18 protein-coding genes, 2 tRNA genes and 1 pseudogene are annotated in these 23,469 nt (G+C 69.8%); 13 read left to right on the forward strand and 8 right to left on the reverse strand.

Annotation, left to right across the window (positions count from 1 at the left end):
* Positions 1–71: 71 nt before the first annotated feature.
* The 5 genes and pseudogenes from EST54_RS06360 to rpmH form a co-directional block, all read right to left on the reverse strand.
* Positions 72–578 (reverse strand): Jag family protein, encoded by a 507-nt coding sequence (locus EST54_RS06360; protein WP_129245876.1) that lies wholly within the window; start codon positions 576–578, stop codon positions 72–74.
* A 15-nt stretch (positions 579–593) separates the two neighbouring features.
* Entirely contained in the window at positions 594–1,745 is a 1,152-nt protein-coding gene (gene yidC / locus EST54_RS06365; protein ID WP_129245878.1) for a membrane protein insertase YidC, read from the reverse strand.
* A 3-nt stretch (positions 1,746–1,748) separates the two neighbouring features.
* On the reverse strand, positions 1,749–2,066 hold the full coding sequence (gene yidD / locus EST54_RS06370; RefSeq protein WP_006604423.1) for a membrane protein insertion efficiency factor YidD: 318 nt from the start codon (positions 2,064–2,066) through the stop codon (positions 1,749–1,751).
* 86 nt (positions 2,067–2,152) lie between these two features.
* Positions 2,153–2,521: pseudogene (rnpA, locus tag EST54_RS06375) on the reverse strand (ribonuclease P protein component); the annotation flags it as partial.
* 24 nt (positions 2,522–2,545) lie between these two features.
* A complete protein-coding gene (gene rpmH, locus EST54_RS06380) occupies positions 2,546–2,683 on the reverse strand; it encodes a 50S ribosomal protein L34 (protein WP_003949374.1) in 138 nt (45 codons plus the stop codon).
* 378 nt (positions 2,684–3,061) lie between these two features.
* Between rpmH and dnaA the strand changes: the two genes are divergently transcribed.
* The 12 genes from dnaA to EST54_RS06445 all read left to right on the forward strand — a co-directional run bounded on the left by dnaA (position 3,062) and on the right by EST54_RS06445 (position 19,840).
* Positions 3,062–4,987, forward strand: a complete 1,926-nt coding sequence (dnaA, locus tag EST54_RS06385) for a chromosomal replication initiator protein DnaA (protein WP_129245882.1) — start codon at positions 3,062–3,064, stop codon at positions 4,985–4,987.
* Positions 4,988–6,106: 1,119 nt separating this feature from the next.
* Positions 6,107–7,237: a DNA polymerase III subunit beta gene (dnaN, locus tag EST54_RS06395; RefSeq protein WP_093488890.1), complete on the forward strand. Its 1,131-nt coding sequence runs from the start codon at positions 6,107–6,109 to the stop codon at positions 7,235–7,237.
* A 182-nt stretch (positions 7,238–7,419) separates the two neighbouring features.
* Entirely contained in the window at positions 7,420–8,298 is an 879-nt protein-coding gene (gene gnd / locus EST54_RS06400) for a phosphogluconate dehydrogenase (NAD(+)-dependent, decarboxylating) (protein WP_129245884.1), read from the forward strand.
* A 62-nt stretch (positions 8,299–8,360) separates the two neighbouring features.
* The gene (gene recF, locus EST54_RS06405) at positions 8,361–9,497 is read left to right on the forward strand and encodes a DNA replication/repair protein RecF (protein WP_129245885.1); all 1,137 of its coding nucleotides are present in this window, start codon (positions 8,361–8,363) and stop codon (positions 9,495–9,497) included.
* Positions 9,494–10,027, forward strand: a complete 534-nt coding sequence (locus EST54_RS06410) for a DUF721 domain-containing protein (RefSeq protein WP_129245887.1) — start codon at positions 9,494–9,496, stop codon at positions 10,025–10,027. The genes recF and EST54_RS06410 overlap by 4 nt, the downstream gene beginning before the upstream one ends.
* Positions 10,028–10,348: 321 nt before the next feature.
* On the forward strand, positions 10,349–12,403 hold the full coding sequence (gyrB, locus tag EST54_RS06415; RefSeq protein ID WP_129245888.1) for a DNA topoisomerase (ATP-hydrolyzing) subunit B: 2,055 nt from the start codon (positions 10,349–10,351) through the stop codon (positions 12,401–12,403).
* A 50-nt stretch (positions 12,404–12,453) separates the two neighbouring features.
* Entirely contained in the window at positions 12,454–15,078 is a 2,625-nt protein-coding gene (gene gyrA, locus EST54_RS06420; protein WP_129245890.1) for a DNA gyrase subunit A, read from the forward strand.
* Positions 15,079–15,093: 15 nt separating this feature from the next.
* Positions 15,094–15,771, forward strand: coding sequence for a DUF3566 domain-containing protein (locus EST54_RS06425; protein WP_174243906.1), 678 nt, complete (start codon positions 15,094–15,096; stop codon positions 15,769–15,771).
* An 87-nt stretch (positions 15,772–15,858) separates the two neighbouring features.
* Positions 15,859–15,932: transfer RNA gene (locus tag EST54_RS06430), tRNA-Ile, on the forward strand.
* Between the two features lie 190 nt (positions 15,933–16,122).
* Entirely contained in the window at positions 16,123–16,257 is a 135-nt protein-coding gene (locus EST54_RS06435) for a DLW-39 family protein (RefSeq protein WP_003958712.1), read from the forward strand.
* A gap of 242 nt (positions 16,258–16,499) precedes the next feature.
* Complete coding sequence (locus tag EST54_RS06440; protein ID WP_129245894.1) at positions 16,500–18,419, forward strand: vWA domain-containing protein; 1,920 nt, start codon at positions 16,500–16,502, stop codon at positions 18,417–18,419.
* Positions 18,413–19,840: a hypothetical protein gene (locus EST54_RS06445; protein ID WP_129245896.1), complete on the forward strand. Its 1,428-nt coding sequence runs from the start codon at positions 18,413–18,415 to the stop codon at positions 19,838–19,840. Before EST54_RS06440 ends, EST54_RS06445 begins: the two co-directional genes overlap by 7 nt.
* 41 nt (positions 19,841–19,881) lie before the next feature.
* On the opposite strand, the gene EST54_RS06450 is transcribed toward EST54_RS06445, so the two are convergent.
* The gene (locus EST54_RS06450; RefSeq protein ID WP_129245898.1) at positions 19,882–21,417 is read right to left on the reverse strand and encodes a serine/threonine-protein kinase; all 1,536 of its coding nucleotides are present in this window, start codon (positions 21,415–21,417) and stop codon (positions 19,882–19,884) included.
* 41 nt (positions 21,418–21,458) lie between these two features.
* Positions 21,459–22,007 (reverse strand): helix-turn-helix domain-containing protein, encoded by a 549-nt coding sequence (locus EST54_RS06455; protein WP_006604436.1) that lies wholly within the window; start codon positions 22,005–22,007, stop codon positions 21,459–21,461.
* A gap of 128 nt (positions 22,008–22,135) precedes the next feature.
* On the opposite strand from EST54_RS06455, the gene EST54_RS06460 reads away from it, so the two are divergent.
* Positions 22,136–22,208 (forward strand) — tRNA-Ala (locus tag EST54_RS06460).
* Between the two features lie 250 nt (positions 22,209–22,458).
* Here EST54_RS06460 and EST54_RS06465 read toward each other — a convergent pair.
* Positions 22,459–23,448, reverse strand: a complete 990-nt coding sequence (locus EST54_RS06465) for a LysR family transcriptional regulator (protein WP_244942450.1) — start codon at positions 23,446–23,448, stop codon at positions 22,459–22,461.
* Positions 23,449–23,469: the final 21 nt, after the last annotated feature.

Consider the following 23,469-nt stretch of genomic DNA (forward strand, 5'->3'; position numbering starts at 1 on the left):
ACAGAACGCTGACAACTTTTGGCCCCGCCTGCGAGCAGACGGGGCCAAAGAAAAACGGGAGCGCTGAGCGGTCAGGCCGGGAGGACGACCACTCGGCGCTGCGGCTCCTCGCCCTCGGACTCGCTCCGGAGCCCGGCGGCGGCCACCGCGTCGTGGACGACCTTGCGCTCGAAGGGCGTCATCGGGTCGAGCTTCACCGGCTCACCGGTGCCCTTGGCCTCCTCGGCCGCCTTCGCACCGATCTCCGCGAGCTCCTCACGCTTACGCGCCCGGAAGCCGGCGATGTCCAGCATCAGACGGCTGCGGTCACCGGTCTCGCGGTGGACGGCCAGCCGGGTCAGCTCCTGCAGCGCCTCCAGCACCTCACCGTCGCGGCCCACGAGCTTCTGCAGGTCACGGCTGGTCGAGTCGCTGATGATCGACACGGCGGCACGGTCGGCCTCGACATCCATGTCGATGTCGCCGTCGAGGTCCGCGATGTCCAGCAGGCCCTCGAGGTAGTCGGCCGCGATCTCGCCTTCCTGTTCCAGGCGGGTCAGGGTGTCGGTGCCCTCGGCGGCAGGGGTCGTGTCCGTCACGAAAGGGACTCCTTCTTACTTCTTCGACGGGTGCTTGGGCTGCTGGCCCTTGCGCTGTCCGGACTTGGTGGTGCGGGACCCGGAGGCGCCGCCCTTCTCCTTGCCGCCCTGCGCGTCCTTCTTCTCCAGCGACTGCTTCTTCCCGGCACCCTGACCAGAGCCCGCCGTGCCGGCGTCCGTGCCACGCGCCGCGGATCCGGCCCGCGTACGGCTCTGCGCACCGCCGGCCGGGGCGCCGCCGGTCTGCCGCTTGGCCTTCGTCTGGCGCTTGGGCTGCTGACGGTTGTGGCGCGCCTCCTCGGCGGCCTGCTTCGCCGCGACCTCGGCCGGGTCCTCGACGAGCTTGCCGGCGGCCCGCAGCCGCTCCTGACGCTCGGCGAACGCCTTGCTGCCCGGCGTCGGGTTACGACGGATGACGAACATCTGCTGGCCCATGGTCCACACGTTGGTGGTCAGCCAGTAGACGAGAACACCGACGGGGAAGTTGATGCCGAAGACGGCGAACATGATGGGGAAGACGTACATCAGCATCTTCTGCTGCTGCATGAACGGCGTCTTCACCGTGAGGTCGACGTTCTTGGTCATCAGCTGGCGCTGCGTGTAGAACTGCGACGCCGACATCAGGACGATCATGATGATCGTGACCACGCGGACGTCGAGCACCGAAGCGCCGAGGCTCTGGATCTTCTCCGCGCTGTCCATGAACTTCGCCGCCAGCGGGGCACCGAAGATGTGCGCCTTCTGCGCGCTCTCCAGCAGCGGCTGGTCGATGACGCCGACCGTCTTGTTCTGCGCGATGTGGCTCAGAACCTGGTACAGCGAGATGAAGAACGGCGACTGGGCCAGAATCGGGAGACAGCTCGAGAGCGGGTTGGTGCCCGTCTCCTTGTAGAGCTTCATCATCTCTTCGGACTGGCGCTGCTTGTCGCTCTTGTAGCGCTCCTGGATCGCCTTCATCTTCGGCTGGAGCGCCTGCATGTTCCGCGTCGACTTGATCTGCTTCACGAAGAGCGGGATCAGGCAGATACGGATCAGCACCACCAGCGAGACGATGGACAGACCCCACGCCGCGCCACTGTCCTTGTCAAAGATGAGGCTGTAGAACGAGTGGAACTGGACGATGATCCAGGAAACAGCGATATAGAGGGGACCGAGGATCGTGTCCACGAATCAGGCTCCTTGGGCGTTGGGCTGAGTCTCGGGCTGGGCGACAGGCTCAGGGACGGTGGGCCCGCCCAGGCGGCTCCTCAGCCGCTGATGCCAAACCGGACGCTTCCGGGGAGGGACGTGGTCGACGCCCCCGAGCGACCACGGATTGCACCGCAGGATGCGCCAGGCTGTCAGCGCAGTCCCTTTCACCGCGCCGTGCCGGTCGATGGCCGTGTAGCCATAGTGCGAGCACGACGGGTAGTACTTGCAGACCGGTCCCAGCAGGGGGCTGATGGTCCACTGATAGATCTTGATCAAAAGCAGCAGCGGGTACTTCACTGTGCGCTCCCTCCCGGGTCCCGTCCGGGGTTCCGGGAGCCTGCGGCGCGGCTGCTGCCGGTCGCAGACCCCGGGGGATTGCAGCCTCTCGGCACCCCTCCCAGCAGCCGCTCGAAGGCGGCGTCCAGGTCGCGGGCCAGCTGATCGTGCTCCGCATCACCCGCACCGGGCAGGGCCCGTACGACAACCAGGCTACCGGCGGGGAGCCGGTCCAGCCGGTCGCGCACGAGATGGCGGAGCCTGCGCTTGACCTTGTTCCGGACGACAGCGATGCCAACTGCCTTGCTCACGACGAAACCCGCACGTGCCGGGGGAACACTTTCCCCCGACCCGTGCGGGTCCGTTGCACCGCTGCGAAGATGAACGACAAGGAGCGGGCGCCCGGCCCTGCGTCCCCGGCGTACCGCGGTCGCAAAGTCCTCGCGCCGCCTCAGCCGATGCTCGGTAGGCAGCACGTCATGGACCTAGGTTCAGGCTGCTCAGGCAGACAGACGGGCGCGACCCTTGCCACGGCGGGACGCGAGGATCGCGCGGCCGGCACGGGTCCGCATGCGCAGACGGAAGCCGTGGGTCTTCGCGCGGCGGCGGTTGTTCGGCTGGAAGGTGCGCTTGCTCACTCGGGGGCTCCAGGAATGCTTGTTGTCTCAAGGAGAGACAGATGTGGGGCGTCGACTGGCTGTCACCGTGCGCCCACGAGTAGCTCGCAACGCCTAAGTGCACCGCTACACGATCACTCGAGCGTGATCTTTGCCCATCGGAGGCAGGCGGCAGCAGCCATCGACAACTCGACCTGGTCACGGTACGCGCGGCTACGCCATCCGGTCAAACCGGCTCCTCGGCAGCCCCTGCCGGCCCCGCGCCGGGACACACTATGCACAGCCTGTGGACAACAACTTGAATACCCAGGCCCGCCCTGACTACCGTGGCTGAACTCCGATTCCTTCCCGCCCGTCCTGAGAATCACACATTCGTGGGACTGTGAGAGAGCGTGCCCTGTGGCTGATGTCCCTGCCGATCTTGCCGCAGTGTGGCCGCGGGTACTCGATCATCTCCTTCGTGCGGAGGCCGACGGCCTCAAGCCCAAGGACCAGGACTGGCTCAAGCGCACCCAGCCGCTGGCGCTGGTCGCCGACACCGCGCTGCTCGCCGTGCCCAATGAATTCGCCAAGGGCGTGCTCGAGGGACGGCTGGCGCCACTGATCGGGGAGGCCCTCAGCCATGAGTGCGGCCGCCCGGTCCGGATCGCGATCACCGTCGACGACTCCTCCGAGGAGCCCGCGGCACCGTCCGCTCCCGCTGCCCCCCAGCAGCACCAGCCGCCTCAGCACCAGCCGCAGCAGCAGGCCCCGCACTCTCAGCAGTCGCACCAGCAGTCGCGTCAGTCGCCACAGCATGAGCAGTACGACAGCTACGAGCCCCGGCACGACAGCCGGCAGGGCTACGGGCGCCAGGGCGACGACCTGCCGGGTGTCCGGCCCGCCTATCCGGACTACCCACAGCCCCGGCACGAGCCCGGCGGCTGGCCGCAGCACTCCCCCATGGCCGGCGGCCCCGGCCCGCGCGACGACTACGGCTGGCAGCAGCACCTGGGCGGCTTCCCCGACCGCGATCCGTACGCCTCCCCGTCGTCCCATGTAGCGCAGCACCAGCAGCGGCAGAACGACTACCGCGGGCAGGCGCCCGACCGCGGCGGGCCGTCACAGCACTCCGACGATCCACGCTCCCGCTACGACCAGCCGCGCCGCGATCTTTCCGAGCACCAGCCCGGCGGGCACGGTGGCCGCTCGGGCATTCCCGGCTCCGGCCCCGGCGCCGTCCTTCCGGCACCCAGCGGTGCGCCCAGCCCGCTCGCGGCCCAGCCGGCGCCGGCGACCGGCCCCGGGGAGCCGACCGCGCGGCTGAACCCGAAGTACCTCTTCGACACCTTCGTCATCGGTGCCTCGAACCGCTTTGCGCACGCCGCCGCGGTCGCCGTCGCCGAGGCGCCTGCCAAGGCCTACAACCCCCTGTTCATCTACGGGGAGTCGGGGCTGGGCAAGACCCACCTGCTGCATGCGATCGGGCACTACGCACGGAGTCTGTATCCGGGCACCCGGGTGCGGTATGTGAGCTCGGAGGAGTTCACCAACGAGTTCATCAACTCCATCCGCGACGGCAAGGCGGACGCGTTCCGCAAGCGCTACCGCGACATGGACATCCTGCTGGTCGACGACATCCAGTTCCTGGCGAGCAAGGAGTCGACGCAGGAGGAGTTCTTCCACACCTTCAATACGCTGCACAACGCCAACAAGCAGATCGTGCTCTCCAGTGACCGGCCGCCCAAGCAGCTGGTCACTCTGGAGGACCGGCTGCGCAACCGCTTCGAGTGGGGTCTGATCACCGACGTCCAGCCGCCCGAGCTGGAGACCCGGATCGCGATCCTCCGCAAGAAGGCGGTCCAGGAGCAGCTGAACGCGCCGCCGGAGGTGCTGGAGTTCATCGCGTCCCGGATCTCGCGCAACATCCGTGAGCTGGAGGGCGCGCTGATCCGCGTCACCGCGTTCGCCTCGCTCAACCGGCAGCCGGTGGACCTGGGGCTGACCGAGATCGTGCTGAAGGATCTGATCCCCGGGGGCGAAGACGCCGCGCCGGAGATCACCGCGACCGCGATCATGGCCTCGACGGCCGACTACTTCGGGCTGACCATCGACGATCTGTGCGGCTCCTCGCGCAGCCGGGTGCTGGTGACCGCCCGCCAGATCGCCATGTATCTGTGCCGCGAGCTGACCGATCTCTCGCTGCCGAAGATCGGCGCGCAGTTCGGCGGCCGGGACCATACGACCGTGATGCACGCCGACCGCAAGATCCGCGCGCTGATGGCCGAGCGGCGCTCGATCTACAACCAGGTCACCGAGCTGACCAACCGCATCAAGAACGGCTGAGGCCGGCGCGACGGCCCCGCACCGGCCACCACAGGACGCCCAGGGCGCTCCGGGACCGCTCCCGGAGCGCCCTTCGTCGTACAGAGGGGAGACGGCGGGGGACCTCCCTTCTGGGGCTCCCGGGCTTGCGTCGCGAGTCCTCGCGTCGCGCAGTCCTTTGCACCGCGAGTCATTTCGTCGCGCTCCCGGCTGTCCCGGCGCCGCCCAGCTTTCTCCAGGCGGTCCTGTGAGCTTCCCGAGCGGCTCCCGCGCTCGTGCCGACGCTCTCCCGAGCCCCTTGCGAGCCGGTTCCGAGCCCGTCCCGAGCCGTCTCGGAGGTGCTTCCGCCACGGATCGATCCGCCCCGCGGGCGTCCCAAACCTGTGGAGCGTGCCGGCCGTGTTCGAATCCCGGCCCGGTCACGGCCTCTCTCCACAGATTGGGCAACAAATTTCCTTCCACATCCTGGGGAAGGGAAAGTTATCCCTGTGGGATCCACAGGACGATGAGCTGACGGTGCATCGGGGGAGGTCAGCCGCGTGTGGATTTGTGACCAACCGCCCTCCACAGGATGTGGACAGCGGATTCGTCCACAGGGGAGGTACGGTCTTGTCCACCGGCCGCCCACAGGCAGGCCGCTGTTGTCCCCAGCTTCTCCACACCCCTGTCCACTGTTCGGCAACGCAACACCCGCTCTCACCGGGGCGAGTGAAAGCCGTCACACCAAGTTGGCTGGTTGGGCTGTGGGGAACCGGGGTAAAGCTGGGGATGGCACTGGGGAGAAGTAGCCGTCCCCTGTGCATCGGGTGTGCAGAACTTCCCGCGGTCCACAGAGTCGCCGGCTTATCCACGGCCGCCGCCCACAGGAGCAGTGGACAAAAAATCCGTGTTGACCTGCGCAAAAGCAGTTGTCCACGGTTTCCACAGGCCCTACTACTACGACCACGGATATCTACCGGGGAACTCGTTCGGAAACGGGGCCTGTGCACAAGTTGGCCGCCGGGCATCCGGCATCGGTCGATCCGACTTGACCCCGAGCCGCACCGACTGTCGGTGGTGTGCGTCAGACTGGTCTCCGGCAACTCAGCCGACGACGAAGGCCAGCAGGGCGAGAGCCAGCAACAGCAGGAGGCGGTTCCGGTGAAGATCCGGGTGGAGCGCGATGTACTCGCGGAGGCAGTGGCCTGGGCGGCCAAGAGCCTCCCGGCCCGTCCGCCGGTGCCCGTCCTCGCGGGCCTGCTGCTGAAGGCGGAGGACGGCGCGCTGAGCCTCTCCGGCTTCGACTACGAGGTCTCCGCACGGGTCTCGGTGGACGCAGAGGTGGAGGAGGAGGGCACGGTCCTCGTCTCCGGCCGGCTGCTCGCCGACATCTGCCGCGCCCTCCCCAACCGCCCGGTGGAGATTTCCACCGACGGTGTACGGGTGACCGTCGTCTGCGGCTCCTCGCGGTTCACCCTCCACACCCTTCCTGTGGAGGAGTACCCGGCGCTGCCGGCCATGCCCACCGCCACCGGCACCGTCCCCGGTGAGGTCTTCGCCGCGGCCGCCGCCCAGGTCGCCATCGCCGCCGGCCGTGACGACACCCTTCCGGTGCTCACCGGCGTACGGATCGAGATCGAGGGCGACACGGTCACGCTGGCCTCCACCGACCGTTACCGCTTCGCCGTGCGTGAGTTCCTGTGGAAGCCGGAGAGCCCCGACGCCTCCGCGGTCGCGCTGGTCCCCGCCAAGACCCTGCTGGACACCGCCAAGTCCCTGAGCAGCGGCGACACCGTCACGCTCGCGCTGTCCGGCTCCGGGCAGGGCGAGGGTCTGATCGGTTTCGAGGGCGCCGGACGGCGGACGACGACGCGGCTGCTGGAAGGCGACCTGCCGAAGTACCGCACGCTCTTCCCGACCGAGTTCAACTCCGTCGCCGTGATCGAGACCGCCCCGTTCGTCGAGGCCGTCAAGCGTGTGGCGCTGGTGGCCGAGCGGAACACCCCGGTCCGGCTGAGCTTCGAGCAGGGTGTGCTGATCCTGGAGGCCGGCTCCAGCGATGATGCACAGGCTGTGGAGCGGGTGGACGCGGATCTGGACGGCGACGACATCTCGATCGCCTTCAACCCCGGCTTCCTCCTGGAGGGCCTGTCGGCCATCGACTCCCCGGTGGCGCAGCTGTCCTTCACGACCTCGACCAAGCCCGCGCTGCTGAGCGGCCGGCCGGCCAAGGACGCCGAAGCGGACGACGCGTACAAGTACCTGATCATGCCGGTGCGGCTGTCGGGCTGACGGCCGTGCGTGCGACCCGCGGCGGGCAGCCGCCGTGGGTCGCGGTGCCCTGGCCCCGCCCCGTGCGGCGACCGGCTGAAGGGCCCCTGATGAGCGGCTGAGCCCACAGGTGTGCGCGGACCTGCGGGCGTAGGCTCGGACTCGGGTACGACAGCAACGACTACGTGCAAAGAGGGTCTCTGATGGAGCTCGGTCTCGTCGGTCTCGGCAAGATGGGCGGCAATATGCGCGAGCGCATTCGCCGCGCCGGCCACACCGTCATCGGATACGACCGCAACCCGGACCTGGCGGATGTCAACAGCCTGCAGGGGCTTGTGGACAAGCTCAAGGGTCCGCGGGTGGTCTGGGTCATGGTGCCGGCCGGTGCCGCCACCCAGTCCACGATCGACGAGCTGGCCGAGCTGCTGTCGCCGGGTGACATCGTCGTCGACGGCGGCAACTCCCGCTGGACCGACGACGAGAAGCACGCCGAGGAGCTGAAGGCCAAGGGCATCGGCTTCGTCGACTGCGGCGTCTCCGGCGGCGTCTGGGGCCTGGAGAACGGCTACGCACTGATGTACGGCGGCGAGAAGGACGACGTCGCCACGGTGCAGCCGATCTTCGACGCCCTCAAGCCCGAGGGCGACTTCGGTGCGGTGCACGCGGGCAAGGTCGGCGCCGGCCACTTCGCCAAGATGGTCCACAACGGCATCGAGTACGCGATGATGCAGGCCTTCGCCGAGGGCTGGGAGCTCCTGGAGAAGGTCGACTCCGTCACCGACGTCCGGGAGATCTTCCGCTCGTGGCAGGAGGGCACGGTCATCCGTTCCTGGCTGCTCGACCTGGCCGTCAACGCCCTCGACGACGACGAGCACCTGGAGAAGCTGCGGGGCTACGCCGCCGACTCCGGTGAGGGCCGCTGGACGGTCGAGGCCGCGATCGACAACGCCGTGCCGCTGCCCGCGATCACGGCCTCGCTCTTCGCCCGCTTCGCGTCGCGTCAGGACGACTCCCCGCAGATGAAGATGATCGCCGCGCTGCGCAACCAGTTCGGCGGCCACGCGGTCGAGAGCAAGAAGTAGCACGCAGCAGCTCGAAGCAGTACGAAACCGCAGGAACAGCCGGGGGAGGTCGGCGCTCCGTCATGCATGTCACGCATCTGTCCCTCGCCGACTTCCGCTCGTACGCCCGGGTCGAGGTTCCGCTCGAACCGGGCGTCACGGCTTTCGTGGGACCCAACGGACAGGGCAAGACCAATCTGGTCGAAGCCGTCGGCTATCTCGCCACGCTCGGCAGCCACCGGGTCTCCTCGGACGCGCCGCTGGTGCGGATGGGCGCCGAGCGAGCGGTCGTCCGGGCCGCGGTCGTCCAGGGCGAGCGGCAGCAGCTGATCGAGCTGGAGCTCAATCCGGGCAAGGCGAACCGCGCCAGGATCAACAGGTCCTCGCAGGTCAAGCCGCGGGACGTGCTGGGGATCGTGCGCACGGTGCTGTTCGCGCCGGAGGATCTGGCGCTGGTCAAGGGCGATCCGGGGGAGCGGCGGCGCTTCCTGGACGAGCTGATCACCGCGCGTGCACCGCGGATGGGCGGGGTGCGGTCCGACTACGACCGCGTCCTCAAGCAGCGCAACACCCTGCTGAAGACCGCCGCGCTGGCACGCCGGCACGGGGGCCGCCAGATGGACTTGTCGACGCTGGACGTCTGGGACCAGCATCTGGCGCGCGCCGGCGCCGAGCTGCTGGCGCAGCGGCTCGATCTGATCGCCGCGCTGCAGCCGCTCGCGGACAAGGCGTACGAACAGCTGGCGCCGGGCGGCGGACCGCTGGCGCTGGAGTACCGCGGTTCCGCGGGCGAGGCGATGGCCGCCGCCGGGACCCGCGAGGAGCTGTACGGCGTGCTGCTGGCCGCGCTCGGCGAGGCCCGTAAGCAGGAGATCGAGCGCGGGGTGACGCTGGTCGGCCCGCACCGCGACGACCTGGTGCTCAAGCTGGGCCAGCTCCCGGCGAAGGGCTACGCCAGCCACGGCGAGTCCTGGTCGTACGCGCTGGCGCTGCGGCTGGCGTCGTACGACCTGCTGCGGGCCGAGGGCAATGAACCGGTCCTGGTCCTCGACGACGTCTTCGCCGAACTGGACGCGCGGCGCCGCGAGCGGCTGGCGGAGCTGGTGGCGCCGGGCGAGCAGGTGCTGGTGACGGCGGCGGTGGCCGACGATGTGCCGGAGGTGCTGGCCGGCGCGCGCTACGCGGTGTCCGACGGCGCCGTGGAGAAGGTGACCCCGTGAGCGACCCGCAGCCCGAGCGGCCCAAGGCCCCGGAGCTCTCCGGTGTGGATCTGGCCCGTCAGGCACTGGTGGCCGCCAAGGAGCAGGCGCGCGCGCGGGGCGCGGCCGCGCAGCAGAAGAAGCAGGCCAGGCGCGGGGGGCTGCGGTCGGGCGCGCGGGCGGACGGCCGCGATCCGCTGCCGCTCGGCGCGGCGATCAACCGGCTGATCACGGAGCGCGGCTGGGAGACCCCGGCGGCGGTCGGCGGAGTGATGGGGCGCTGGCCGCAGCTGGTGGGGCCCGAGGTGGCGCAGCACTGCGAGCCGCAGAAGTACGACGAGGACGCCCGGGTGCTGACCGTGCAGTGCGATTCGACGGCGTGGGCGACGCAGCTGCGGCTGCTGGCCCCGACGCTGGTGGCACGCCTCAACGGGGACCTGGGCCACGGCACCGTAAAGGTGATCAAGGTGCTGGGCCCCGGCGGTCCCGCCCGGCGCTACGGAGCGCTGCGGGCACCGGGAAGCAAGGGCCCCGGCGACACCTACGGCTGAGCCCCGTGGCCCGTGGGTGACGTGCGGCGGAACCCCTGCATACGGGTGAGGCGGGTGAGACTCCGCTCACGGTAGCCGCCGGTTGACAGCCGGAAGCGCTGAGTGCCCGTGTGAGCGTCCTGGGGCCCCTTCTCGGATATGGGGAGTCGGCGGACGCCAGTTCAGGGCGGCACATGACGACTCAGGTGCCTGCAAACCCCCATGAGTGTCGGCGCTACCGGTAGACTGATGGCAATCCCGCCCACTCGCGGAACATGTCGAACGACGCAGCCGCTCCCGCCTGTCTTCCCTGGGGTGATCCCCACAGGCGCGGAAGGGCTCGTGCTGTGCCAGAAAGGGCGCTTCGTGGCCGACTCCGGCGACCTCAACGAGAACAACACGGCTTCTACAGAAGAGGGGGTTCCTGCCGGCGCCCTGGGCGACTCCTCGGTGGAGAAGTCGTACGACGCCAGTGCGATCACCGTCCTCGAAGGCTTGGACGCGGTCCGCAAGCGCCCCGGCATGTACATCGGCTCGACGGGCGAGCGCGGTCTGCACCACCTCGTGCAAGAGGTGGTCGACAACTCCGTCGACGAGGCGATGGCAGGCCATGCGGACACCATCGACGTGACGATCCTGCCGGACGGCGGCGTCCGCGTCGTGGACAACGGCCGCGGCATCCCCGTCGGCATCGTGCCGTCCGAGAACAAGCCGGCCGTCGAGGTCGTGATGACGGTGCTGCACGCCGGCGGCAAGTTCGGCGGCGGCGGCTACGCGGTCTCCGGTGGTCTGCACGGCGTGGGTGTCTCCGTCGTGAACGCGCTGTCGCAGCGGGTGGCGGTCGAGGTCCGCACGGACGGCTACCGCTGGACGCAGGAGTACAAGCTCGGTGTGCCGACGGCGCCGCTGGCCAAGCACGAGGCCAGGGAGGACTCCGGCACGTCGGTGACGTTCTGGGCCGACGGCGACATCTTCGAGACCACCGAGTACAGCTTCGAGACGCTGTCCCGGCGCTTCCAGGAGATGGCGTTCCTCAACAAGGGTCTGACGATCGCGCTGACGGACGAGCGCCCGGACCATGTGGACGAGGAGGGCAAGCCCCTCGCGGTCCGCTACCACTACGAGGGCGGCATCGTCGACTTCGTGAAGTACCTGAACTCCCGCAAGGGCGAGCTGGTGCACCCCACGGTCATCGACGTGGAGGCCGAGGACAAGGAGCGGCTGCTCTCGGTCGAGCTGGCGATGCAGTGGAACACCCAGTACAGCGAGGGTGTCTACAGCTTCGCGAACACCATCCACACGCATGAGGGCGGTACGCACGAGGAGGGCTTCCGTGCGGCGCTGACGGGTCTGATCAACCGCTACGCACGCGACAAGAAGCTGCTGCGCGAGAAGGACGACAACCTCACGGGTGAGGACATCCGCGAGGGTCTGACGGCGATCATCTCGGTCAAGCTCGGCGAGCCGCAGTTCGAGGGCCAGACCAAGACGAAGCTGGGCAACACCGAGGCCAAGACCTTTGTGCAGAAGGTCGTCCACGAGCACCTCACGGACTGGCTCGACCGCAACCCCAACGAGGCCGCAGACATCGTCCGCAAGGGCATCCAGGCGGCGACGGCCCGGGTCGCGGCCCGTAAGGCGCGGGATCTGACCCGCCGCAAGGGCCTGCTGGAGACCGCGTCGCTGCCGGGCAAGCTGAGCGACTGCCAGTCCAACGACCCGACCAAGTGCGAGATCTTCATCGTCGAGGGTGACTCCGCCGGTGGCTCGGCCAAGTCGGGCCGTAACCCGGAGTACCAGGCGATCCTGCCCATCCGAGGCAAGATCCTCAACGTCGAGAAGGCCCGGGTCGACAAGATCCTGCAGAACAACGAGGTCCAGGCGCTGATCTCCGCCTTCGGCACCGGAGTCCATGAGGACTTCGATATCGAGAAGCTCCGCTACCACAAGATCATCCTGATGGCGGACGCCGACGTCGACGGCCAGCACATCAACACCCTGCTGCTGACCTTCCTCTTCCGCTTCATGCGGCCGCTGGTCGAGGCCGGGCACGTCTACCTCTCCCGCCCGCCGCTCTACAAGATCAAGTGGGGCCGGGACGACTTCGAGTACGCCTACTCCGACCCGGAGCGGGACGCGCTGATCGAGCTCGGCAAGCGGAGCGGCAAGCGCATCAAGGACGACTCGGTCCAGCGCTTCAAGGGTCTCGGTGAGATGAACGCCGAGGAGCTGCGCATCACGACCATGGACACCGACCACCGTGTCCTGGGTCAGGTCTCGCTGGACGACGCGGCCCGCGCGGACGACCTGTTCTCGGTGCTGATGGGTGAGGACGTCGAGGCACGTCGCTCGTTCATCCAGCGCAACGCCAAGGACGTCCGCTTCCTCGACATCTGAGCCCTGTCGGCCCGTACAACAGCCGCAGCTCGAAAGGACTTTGAACCACCATGGCCGACGAGAACACCCCCGTGACCCCGGACGGCGTGACCGCCGAGGGCACGCCCGCCGCCATCGAAGGCGTGGGCATGCGCGTCGAGCCCGTCGGGCTCGAAACGGAGATGCAGCGCTCCTACCTCGACTACGCGATGTCCGTCATCGTCTCGCGTGCGCTGCCCGACGTCCGGGACGGCCTCAAGCCCGTCCACCGCCGCGTGCTGTACGCGATGTACGACGGCGGCTACCGCCCCGAGAAGGGCTTCTACAAGTGCGCCCGCGTCGTCGGCGACGTCATGGGTACGTACCACCCGCACGGCGACTCCTCGATCTACGACGCCCTGGTCCGCCTGGCGCAGCCCTGGTCGATGCGGATGCCGCTGGTCGACTCCAACGGCAACTTCGGCTCTCCGGGCAACGACCCGGCTGCGGCCATGCGGTACACCGAGTGCAAGATGGCGCCGCTGTCGATGGAGATGCTCCGGGACATCGACGAGGAGACCGTCGACTTCCAGGACAACTACGACGGCCGTAACCAGGAGCCGACGGTCCTGCCGGCGCGCTTCCCCAATCTGCTGATCAACGGCTCGGCCGGTATCGCGGTCGGTATGGCCACCAACATCCCGCCGCACAACCTCCGCGAGGTCGCCGCCGGTGCCCAGTGGGCGCTGGAGCACCCGGAGGCCTCTCATGAGGAGCTGCTGGAGGCGCTGATCGAGCGGATCAAGGGCCCCGACTTCCCCACCGGCGCCCTGGTGGTCGGCCGCAAGGGCATCGAGGAGGCCTACCGCACCGGCCGCGGCTCGATCACGATGCGTGCGGTGGTCGAGGTCGAGGAGATCCAGAACCGCCAGTGCCTGGTGGTCACCGAGCTGCCCTACCAGGTCAACCCGGACAACCTCGCGCAGAAGATCGCCGACCTGGTCAAGGACGGCAAGGTCGGCGGCATCGCGGACGTCCGCGACGAGACGTCCTCGCGTACCGGCCAGCGCCTGGTCATCGTCCTCAAGCGGGACGCGGTCGCCAAGGTCGTCCTCAACAACCTCTACAAGCACACCGATCTGCAGACCAACTTCGGCGCCAACATGCTCGCGCTGGTCGACGGGGTGCCGCGCACGCTCTCGCTGGACGCGTTCATCCGCAACTGGGTCACGCACCAGGTCGAGGTCATCGTCCGCCGGACGAAGTTCCGGCTGCGCAAGGCCGAGGAGCGGGCGCACATCCTGCGCGGTCTGCTCAAGGCGCTGGACGCCATCGACGAGGTCATCGCGCTGATCCGGCGCAGTGAGACCGTCGACGTGGCGCGCGAGGGCCTGATGGGCCTGCTGGAGATCGACGAGATCCAGGCGAACGCGATCCTGGAGATGCAGCTGCGCCGGCTGGCCGCCCTGGAGCGCCAGAAGATCACCGCCGAGCACGACGAGCTGCAGCGCAAGATCAACGAGTACAACGCGATCCTGGCCTCCCCGGAGCGCCAGCGCCAGATCATCAGCGAGGAACTCGCCGCGATCGTCGAGAAGTTCGGCGACGACCGGCGCTCCAAGCTGGTGCCCTTCGAGGGCGACATGTCCATCGAGGACCTGATCGCCGAGGAGGACATCGTCGTCACGATCACCCGTGGCGGCTATGTGAAGCGCACCAAGACCGACGACTACCGCTCGCAGAAGCGCGGCGGCAAGGGCGTCCGGGGCACGAAGCTCAAGGAAGACGACATCGTCGACCACTTCTTCGTCTCCACGACCCACCACTGGCTGCTGTTCTTCACGAACAAGGGCCGGGTCTACCGCGCCAAGGCGTACGAGCTCCCGGACGCGGGGCGCGATGCCCGGGGTCAGCATGTGGCCAATCTCCTCGCCTTCCAGCCGGACGAGCAGATCGCGCAGATCCTGGCGATCCGCGACTACGAGGCCACGCCGTATCTGGTGCTCGCCACCAAGGCCGGCCTGGTGAAGAAGACGCCGCTCAAGGACTACGACTCGCCCCGCTCCGGCGGTGTGATCGCGATCAACCTGCGCGAGCAGGAGGACGGCACGGACGACGAGCTGATCGGCGCCGAGCTGGTGTCGGACACCGACGACCTGCTGCTGATCAGCAAGAAGGCGCAGTCGATCCGGTTCACCGCGACCGACGAGGCGCTGCGCCCGATGGGCCGGGCCACCTCCGGTGTGAAGGGCATGAGCTTCCGCGAGGGCGATGAACTGCTCTCGATGAACGTGGTCCGCGCCGGTACGTACGTCTTCACCGCGACGGACGGCGGCTACGCCAAGCGCACTCCGGTCGACGAGTACCGTGTCCAGGGCCGTGGCGGTCTGGGCATCAAGGCCGCCAAGATCGTGGAGGACCGGGGTTCCCTGGTCGGCGCGCTGGTGGTCGAGGGCACCGATGAGATCCTCGCGATCACGCTCGGCGGTGGCGTGATCCGTACGCGGGTCAACGGAGTGCGCGAGACCGGCCGTGACACCATGGGCGTCCAACTGATCAACCTGGGCAAGCGGGATGCCGTCGTCGGCATCGCACGGAACGCAGAGGCCGGCCGTGAGGCCGAAGAGGTCGACGGGGGCGAGGCGCCCGAGGAGACCGACGCGGCCGAGGGGACCGAGCCCACAGTGGCCGAGGGCGAGCAGCCCGCGGCGGAGTAGCACGAGGAGTAGGTCGTGAGTGGAGCCACGGGCGCTGCAGCGGATGGACCGGGAGCCGGAAAGGGCTCCTCGTCCGGACCCGCCACCGTGACGGATGACAGCGCCCGTGGCTCCGCCGTTTCTGCCACCGGCCCCCGAGACGAGGGCTCTCACCAGGGGGGACCCGTGACCGATACCCGTCAGCCGCAACCGCAGCCCCAGGGGCGGCCGGAGAGCGGCTCCACACAGCCGTACGAGCCTCCTCAGGCGTATGCCACCGGCGGCGGATCACAGGGCGGGTCCGCGGTGCGCCTGCCGCGTACGGGCGCCCGTACGGCCCCGCGCACCCGCAAGGCCCGGCTGCGGGTGGCCCGCGCCGATCCGTGGTCGGTGATGAAGGTCAGCTTCCTGCTCTCCATCGCGCTGGGCATCTGCACGGTCGTGGCCGTCGCGGTGCTGTGGATGGTCATGAACGCCATGGGCGTCTTCACCACGGTCGGCGGGACGATCAGTGACGCCACCGGCTCCGGCGACGGTTCCGGCTTCGATCTGCAGTCCTTCCTGTCGCTGCCGCGGGTGCTGCTGTTCACCTCGATCATCGCGGTGATCGATGTGGTGCTGGCGACCGCGCTGGCCACGCTCGGTGCCTTCATCTACAACCTGTCGGCGGGCTTCGTCGGCGGCGTCGAGCTCACCCTCGCCGAGGACGAGTGAGCCCTCGCGGACGGGTGTGCGCACGGCTCCCGGAACCGATTTTGGGAACGCCTCTGAAGTGCGCTAATCTTTCGGTGCAGCGAACGCGCGGCTATAGCTCAGACGGTTAGAGCGCTTCCCTGATAAGGAAGAGGCCCCAGGTTCAAGTCCTGGTAGCCGCACTGCACAGTCGGCCCGGCCGGAGAATTCTCCGGCCGGGCCGATTCGTTGTACGCGGGCGGAAGTTGGCTCGCGTACAGGCGCCGCGGACGAGGTGTTGCCGACGGTGGGCTAGGTAACCGATCGGTATCAACCGGTGTGTATCATCGGCCGACATAGGTCCCCTACGTCAACGAAAGACGAGGTCGCGCGGTGAAGAAGCTTCTCCTGGTCGCACTGGCCGCCATCGGCGGGCTCCTCGTGTACCGCCAGATCCAGGCGGATCGCGCCGAGCAGGATCTGTGGACGGAGGCGACCGACTCCGTGCCCGCAGGTTCGGGTGTCTGAGACCCCACACGCACAGCACATTCGTACGGACCCCGACTGCCCCTGGGTGGTCGGGGTTTCGTGCATCCGGCGGCGGGTGGAGCGGTCTCCGGTGGCGTGGCCGGCGGTGGCGCCGGGGCGGCTGATGGTCGTTGTGGGACCGTGACGGCGACCCCCTTGGGTTTGCTATAGCACACCATTAGCTTGCATAAGCAAAGATTCTGTCGGTGAAGTGACCAGCAGGACACAAGGGGGAGCAGGGCATGGCGCGACGATCACGCAGGGGGGTGCCGGCGTTGCTCGGGGGGCTGCTGCTGGCCCTGACCGCCGGGCCGCTGCAGGCCGCGGCCGCACCGGCCGGGGTGCCCGCCGCCGAGGGCAGCGGGATGGTGATGGTGCTCGACGCCTCCGGGTCGATGGCCGGCAAGGACGGCTCCGGCGGCACCCGGATCGACGCCGCCCGTAAGGCCGTCGGTACGGTCGTCGACGCGATGCCCGACGGCTACCCCACCGGCCTGCGGGTCTACGGTGCCGACAAGCCCAAGGGGTGCGACGACACCCGGCTCGCCCAGCCGGTCGCCGCGCTTGACCGGGCGGGCCTCAAGAAGGCCGTGGCGGGCGTCCGGCCCAAGGGCGACACCCCCATCGGGCTCTCCCTGCGCAAGGCGGCCGCGGACCTTCCCCGTCCCGCCGCCGGCTCGATCGGCACGCGCACGATCCTGCTGATATCCGACGGCGAGGACACCTGCCGGACGCCGCAGCCCTGCAAGGTCGCCGCCCAACTCGCCGCGTCCGGCGTCGATCTGCACATCGACACCGTCGGCTTCCAGGTGGCGGGCAGGGCCCGGACACAGCTGGAGTGCATCGCCAAGGCGGGCAACGGTCAGTACTACGACGCCCCGGATGCCAAGGCGCTCGCCCGTCAGCTCCAGCGGGCCGGCCAACTCTCCGCGGACGGCTACCGTTTCCAGGGGAAGCAGGTCCGCGGCACGGCGACCCGCGGCGGGGCACCGGGCCTCGTCCCCGGGCAGTATCTGGATTCCCTCGGGCCCAACGAGGAGCGCTACTACGCCACCGACCTGGACGCCGCCTCGGCGGCCGATTTCTCGGCGACCGTGGTGCCCCCGTCCGGCGCGGCCGTCGGCTTGCTCGATTCGCTGCACACCCGGATCGCGTACGGCAGCGGTGGCGTCTGCGACTCCACCACCGGGTTGTTCGCACAGCGGGAGGGCGCGGCACCGCTGACGTCGGGCGTCAGCCGGATCCCCACGCAGAGCGGCACCGGCAGCTGTGACAAGGCCGGGCGGTACTGGCTGGTCGTCGAGCGCAAGGCCGCCCGGGGCTCGGACGCCACACGGTGGCCGCTGGAGCTGACGTTTCACGTGGAACATCCGCTGAAGAAGGGCGTGACGCCCGCGCAGTCCGCACCGGAGTACGGCGCGGGCGGCAAGGACGCCAGGCTGCCCGCCACCGCCCCTGAGGACGTCACCGGTGGCACCGGCTTCAACGACGCCCGCACGCTGCACCCGGGCGTCTGGCGGGACAAGGTCCTGCCGGCGCAGACCCTTTGGTACAAGGTGCCGGTCGGCTGGGGCCAGCAGCTGCGCTACGACGTGGAGTTCGCCAACGAGCCGAGGATCAAGGGCTCTCGCGCCGCTGCGTCCTACGGCGCCACCCAGGTCTACACACCGTTCCGTACCCCGGTCGGCAACGGCACCGGTGAATTCAGCCCCCATGTGCCCTACACCGGCCGGTCGGCGTCGCTCAGCATGGGGACGGTCCCGGTCGCCTGGACCAACCGCTACGAGGCACACCCCAACGTCCGTCCCGTGCACCTCAATGGCGACTTCTACATCGCGGTGACGCTGGGCGCCCGGGCCTCCCAGGTCGCGGAGAATCCGCAGATCGGCGTGGTGCTGCGGGTCGCCGTGCTGGGCAAGGAGAAGGACGGTCCGCAGACCGGGGCGTCCGTGGCCGAGGCCTCCCGGAGGGAATCCGGGAGCTCGGCGGACGTCGGGCAGGACAGCGGTGGAGGATGGTCCACAGGACGTGTGGTGGCGGTCGCCGTCGGCGGGGTGGGCGTACTGCTGCTGGCCGGCCTGGCGCTGGCCTACGTACGGCCCCGCCGTCGGCCGGCCGCTGCCGACAGGGCCGCGGATCCGAGGAGGGGTGGCTCGTGGTGACGGCGCGCACGACGCACAGGGGCATCGCCGTGCTGGCGACGCTCGCCGCGGTGGCGGTGCTGCCGGGGACGGTGGGCGTGGCCTCGGCCGACGCGGTCCCCGGCTACCGCACCGCGGACGGCGCCACGCAGATCGGCGGCACCCCCACCAACGAGGACGCACCACAGCTGAAGCCCGGACTGCACACCGACACCATCAAGCGCGGCGAGCAGAAGTACTACGCCGTCACCCTGGACGACAGGACGAACGCGTACTTCTCGGCCGTCGCGGCGCCCCGGCCCGGCACCAAGGTCGAGGACTACGGCGACAAGCTCACCATCAACGTCCAGGACAGCAACGGCAATTCCTGTGACACGGGAGCCAGCCCGTTCTTCCGCGGCGGTGGCATGGCCTATCCGATCGCCGACTACGCCACCCGCCGCATCGGGGCCGACCGCCCGGACTGCCAGAAGGCCGGCCCGTACTATCTGGTGCTCACCCGGGAGGGCTCGGCGACCTCCGGGCCCGACACCTGGCCGATCGAGCTGGACTACCTCGAAGAGCCCCCGCTCAAGGGCAGCACGCCCGCTCGGCCCGGCCAGGGCACCTGGAGCACCGCGACGCCCGCACCGCGCACGGATCCCACCGAGCGCGCCGCCAAGGGAGGCACCGGCTTCAACGATGCCGGCTCGGTCGCCACCGGGGTGTGGACGGACCGGATCCGGCCCGGCGAGACCCGCTTCTACCGCGTCCCGGTGGACTGGGGCCAGCGCCTCAACCTCAGCGCGGAGCTGCCGAACGCCACCGGCAACGTCACCGGAATCGTCGGCAACGCCCTGGGGCTGGGCGTCTACAACCCGGCCCGCGGCGCGGTCGGCACCGCCACCTTCGTCCCGTACACCGGCAAGCCCGCCGCCGCCAAGCAGTTCACCGCACCGGTCGACTACGGCAACCGCTTCAACCCGGTCGACGCAGTCAGCGCGATGCGGTTCGCGGGCTGGTACTACCTCGCGGTCTCCCTGCACCCCGATGCCGCGCGGTACTTCCCCAAGGGCACGGACCTCACGCTCCGGGTGGACGTCCTGCTCCACCCCAAGGCCGGGCCCGGCTACACCAAGCCGGCCGGCACCTTCTCCGTGACGCCCGAGGACCAGGAGACGGCGCGCAAGGGGCAGAACGCCCAGGAGGCGGCGACCAGCGGCACGCTGATGACGGTGGCGTACGCCGGGATCGGCACCGGGGTGGTGCTGCTGGCGGGGCTCGGGACGTGGACGCTGGTGGCCCGGCGGCAGGCGGCGGGGGCGGCCGGTGTGGCGGGTCCGGCCGGCGTGGCGGGGGCCTCCGGTGAGCCGCCGGCACCGCCCGCGCTGCCGGGGCAGTCGACCCGGACCACGCAACAGGGGCAGCGGGGCGCGCAGTTCGGGCCGCCACAGGGCTGGTAGCGGGCGGACGGGCCGGTCCCGCAGCGGCCCGTGGCGGGGCGTCAGGCGGTCAGCAGCGCCCAGACGCCGACCGCGATGCACAGCAGGGCCACGATCAGCACCGGGACCGCGACCTTCGCGGGTGGTCCCGGTCTCCGGTACGGGGCGGGGGGCGCCGCGGCCGGCGCGGCGACGGCTGCCCCGGCCGGCGGCCGGCCGGGGACCGGCTGCGCAGCCGCCGTGTAGGGGCGGGTCGCGGCGTGCTCCGGGTGGACGGCGGACGTCGGCTCGTACGCGGGTGCCGGGGGCGGCGTCAGGGGGATGCCGGACGAGGTGCCCGGCCCGACGGGTCCCGCCGGGCCGGCCGGGGCGCCATGGCCGGTGGACGTACCGCCGTGGCCCGTAGGCATCCCCACCTGTCCCGTGGAGGCGCCCACCTGGCCCGTCGGCGAACTGCCGTGTCCCGTCGGCGAACTGCCGTGGCCCGTGGACGCCGCGCCGTGGCCCGTGGACGCCGCGCCGTGGCCCGTGGGCGCGGCGCCCGGCGGCGACAGCGGCATCGGCGTGGGGGCGGGCGCAGGAGCGGGGGTGGGCGAGGTGCTGGGCTCCGGCGGTGCCAGCTGGAAGCTGCCGGTGTCCGACATGGAGACGTGCCCGGTGGACGCCGTGCCTGTGGTGGCGCCGGCGGTCGCGGGCCCCGGGGCGTCCCCGGCGGTTCTCAGCGGTCCGTCCGGCCCGAAGCCGGCCGGCAGCGGGCCTATGTGGTCGAAGACCTCGACGATCTCGTCCTCGATCGTGAGGTCCGGCAGCAGCTCGACGGCCGCGAGGATGGCCTTGCGCGCCCCTGTGGCCGTCTTGAACCGGGCCTCCGGGTCGGGGTGCACCAGGGACGCCAGCACCTGCCACAGCGGCTCCGGCACGCCCTCGGGCGCGTTCGGGATACCGCGCTCGCTGAAGACGTCGATCAGCGCCTCGGCGTCCGGCTTGACGCCGGTGATCAGATAGAGCGCGACCAGGCCGACCGCGAATAGGTCGGCGGGGAAGTCCGGTTCGGCGCCCAGCATCTGCTCCGGCGCGAAGTAACCGGGCGTGCCCACCACGTAGTTGGCCTCGGTGAGCCGGGGCTCACCCTTGCGCATCGCGATACCGAAGTCCGACAGCCGCAGATGCGGACGGCCGGTACCGGTGGCCTCCAGGAGGATGTTCGCCGGCTTGATGTCACGGTGCACCACCCCCTCCGCGTGCACCGCGGTCAGCCCGGCCAGCAGCTGGTCCAGCAGGACGCACACGAACCGCGGCGGCAGCGGGCCGTAATCCCCGATCAGATGCGCCAGCGAGCCGCCGTTCACCAGATCCATGGTGAACAGCACCTTGTCGTCGTCCGCGGCCCAGCTCGCCGGGGCCAGCACATGCGGATGATCGATCCGCAGTGCCTGCTCGCGGACGAAGCGCAGCAGCGTGTGCGCGTCGCTCTGCTGCAGCACCTTGGCGGCAACGTAGCGGCGGCGCCGGGCGTCCCAGGCGCGCCAGACCGCGCCCACCCCGCCGCGACCGATCGGGTCGATCAGTTCGTACCGGCCGGCGAAGATCTCACCCATGGCGCCCCGTCCGCTGTCTGAACTCGCAAGGTCCCCTGTGGCTAACTCTGGTGCGCCTCGTAGTGAGCGACCGCGTCCGCGGTACGGCCGGCGCCGTAGACCCGGAGAAACTCTGCCAGTTCGGGGTGAGCGGGGGCGAGGGTGTTCGCCGCATCGATGATGTCCCCGGCGTCGGAGACGGACCGCAGCAGCGACTGGATCTCCCGCACCACGCGCCGCACCGTGGTCGCCCCGGTCGAAGACGTCTGCTGCGCGGTGTTGTTGAGCACCGAGCCCCCCGCCGTCTTCTTGATCTCCTCCATGCGGTCGGTCGCCTCGGCGGCGCTGACGCTGCCGTCCGCGACCTGGCCGGCCAGATCCTGCAGCGCCTGCACCCGCTGGACCACGGCCGGGTTGCCTATCTTTGCGCGCTGCCCGCTCATCAGCTGGGACAGCATCGGGGCGGACAGACCGAGCACCGAGGCAAGCCGGGCCTGGTTGAGACCGAGATCGTCGATGAGACGGCGGAACAGCGCACCCAGAGGTTCCCCGTACCAACTGCGCTGCAGCTCCCGGGCCCGCGCGGTGGCTTCCTGCTGTGCTGCGTCCATACCGTCTCCCCTGTTCTCCCCGGTCGCTTCGCTGCCGCGAATCTCGCGAAGCATCCTACGGAGAGCGACGGTGTGCGGCGATACCCGGTCGGGAAAGGGTCCGGACACCGGGTACCCTGGTGCGCGAAGGGGCCTTAGCTCAGTTGGTAGAGCGCTGTCTTTGCATGGCAGATGTCAGGGGTTCGACTCCCCTAGGCTCCACGTATAAATGCCCTCTGAACTGCGGAAACGTGGCTTCGGAGGGCATTTTGGCGTGCAGGGGGGCGTACGTGTGCACACGTCGCGCCGGAGATCGGGGCCGCGGCGTCGTCCCCGGCCCGACCGCTGACGGCCGCCGGCGCCGCCCGGCTCTCGCCGTGGCGTGCACCACGTACCCCGCGGTGTGCGCCACGCACCCCGTGGCGTGCACCACGTCTTCCGCGCCGTGCAGGGCCGTTCGTCGGCGTGCGTGTCACCGGGGCGGCAAGGACGTGCCGTCGAGGGCCTGCCCGGCAAGACGGGCGGCGCTCTTCAGGTGCTGGAGCATGAGCCGCACGGCGGGCACGGATTCGTAGGCGGGCAGGGTCAGGGCGACCACCTCCCGCTGGATGGTGGGCACGATCGGCACCCGTCGGACCGTCCCGGACGGCAGGGAGCTCAGCGCCAGCTCCGGCAGCACGGAGACCCCCATGCCCGCGCCGACCAGGCCGATCACTGTGGGGTAGTCATCGGTGGTCAGGTCCATCCGGGGGGTGAACCCGGTGCTCTGGCAGACCTTCACCACATGGCGGCGGCAGCTCGCACAGCCGAGGATCCAGGTGTCGCCGGCCAGATCGGCGAGCTCCAGTTTCGCGGCGCCGGCGAGGTGATGGCCCTCGGGGAGCAGGCCGACGAGCCGGTCGGTCAGCAGGGGATGCGCGGCCAGACCGTTCCAGTCGGCGTCTTCCTCCTCCGTGCCCGGGACTTCCGGATGCGCGCCGGGGGCACCCGGAGAGGTGCCGGGGAGCTCCGGATACCGGAAGGCCAGCGCGATGTCGCAGTCGCCGTCGCGCAGCATGCCGATGGCGCGCGGCGGCGTCGCCTCGCTGAGCGTGACCTCCACCTCCGGCCGCGCGGCACGCAGGGCGGCCAGGGCGGGCGGGATCACCGTGGAGGTGCCGCTGAGGAAGGACACGAGCCGTACGCAGCCGGCGTGCAGGCCGGCGATGGCGGCTACCTCCTCCTCGGCCGCGGTCAGCCTGGCGAGAATGGAGGTGGCGTGCCGCGCGAGGATCTCGCCGGCTTCCGTGAGATGCGCGTCCCGCCCTGATCGGGCCAGAAGCGGCGTGCCCACGGATTTCTCAAGGGCTTTTATCTGCTGGCTGACTGCCGGTTGTGTGCATCTCAGCTCACGTGCTGCTGCGGTGAATGAACCGGCCTTCATCACGGCATGCAGTACACGAAGGTGGCGGGGCTCGATCACGCGGTGAGCATACGGAATTGC

It is taken from the genome of Streptomyces sioyaensis (assembly GCF_004122735.1).
In the GTDB taxonomy this organism is placed as follows: domain Bacteria; phylum Actinomycetota; class Actinomycetes; order Streptomycetales; family Streptomycetaceae; genus Streptomyces; species Streptomyces sioyaensis.

What these genes read in the sequence shown, in the direction of transcription:
- gyrA (WP_129245890.1), top strand. Translation starts at nt 12,454, where the DNA reads ATGGCCGACGAGAACACCCCCGTGACCCCGGACGGCGTGACCGCCGAG.
- gnd (WP_129245884.1), top strand. Translation starts at nt 7,420, where the DNA reads ATGGAGCTCGGTCTCGTCGGTCTCGGCAAGATGGGCGGCAATATGCGC.
- EST54_RS06450 (WP_129245898.1), bottom strand. Translation starts at nt 21,417, where the DNA reads ATGGGTGAGATCTTCGCCGGCCGGTACGAACTGATCGACCCGATCGGT.
- EST54_RS06455 (WP_006604436.1), bottom strand. Translation starts at nt 22,007, where the DNA reads ATGGACGCAGCACAGCAGGAAGCCACCGCGCGGGCCCGGGAGCTGCAG.
- EST54_RS06440 (WP_129245894.1), top strand. Translation starts at nt 16,500, where the DNA reads ATGGCGCGACGATCACGCAGGGGGGTGCCGGCGTTGCTCGGGGGGCTG.
- recF (WP_129245885.1), top strand. Translation starts at nt 8,361, where the DNA reads ATGCATGTCACGCATCTGTCCCTCGCCGACTTCCGCTCGTACGCCCGG.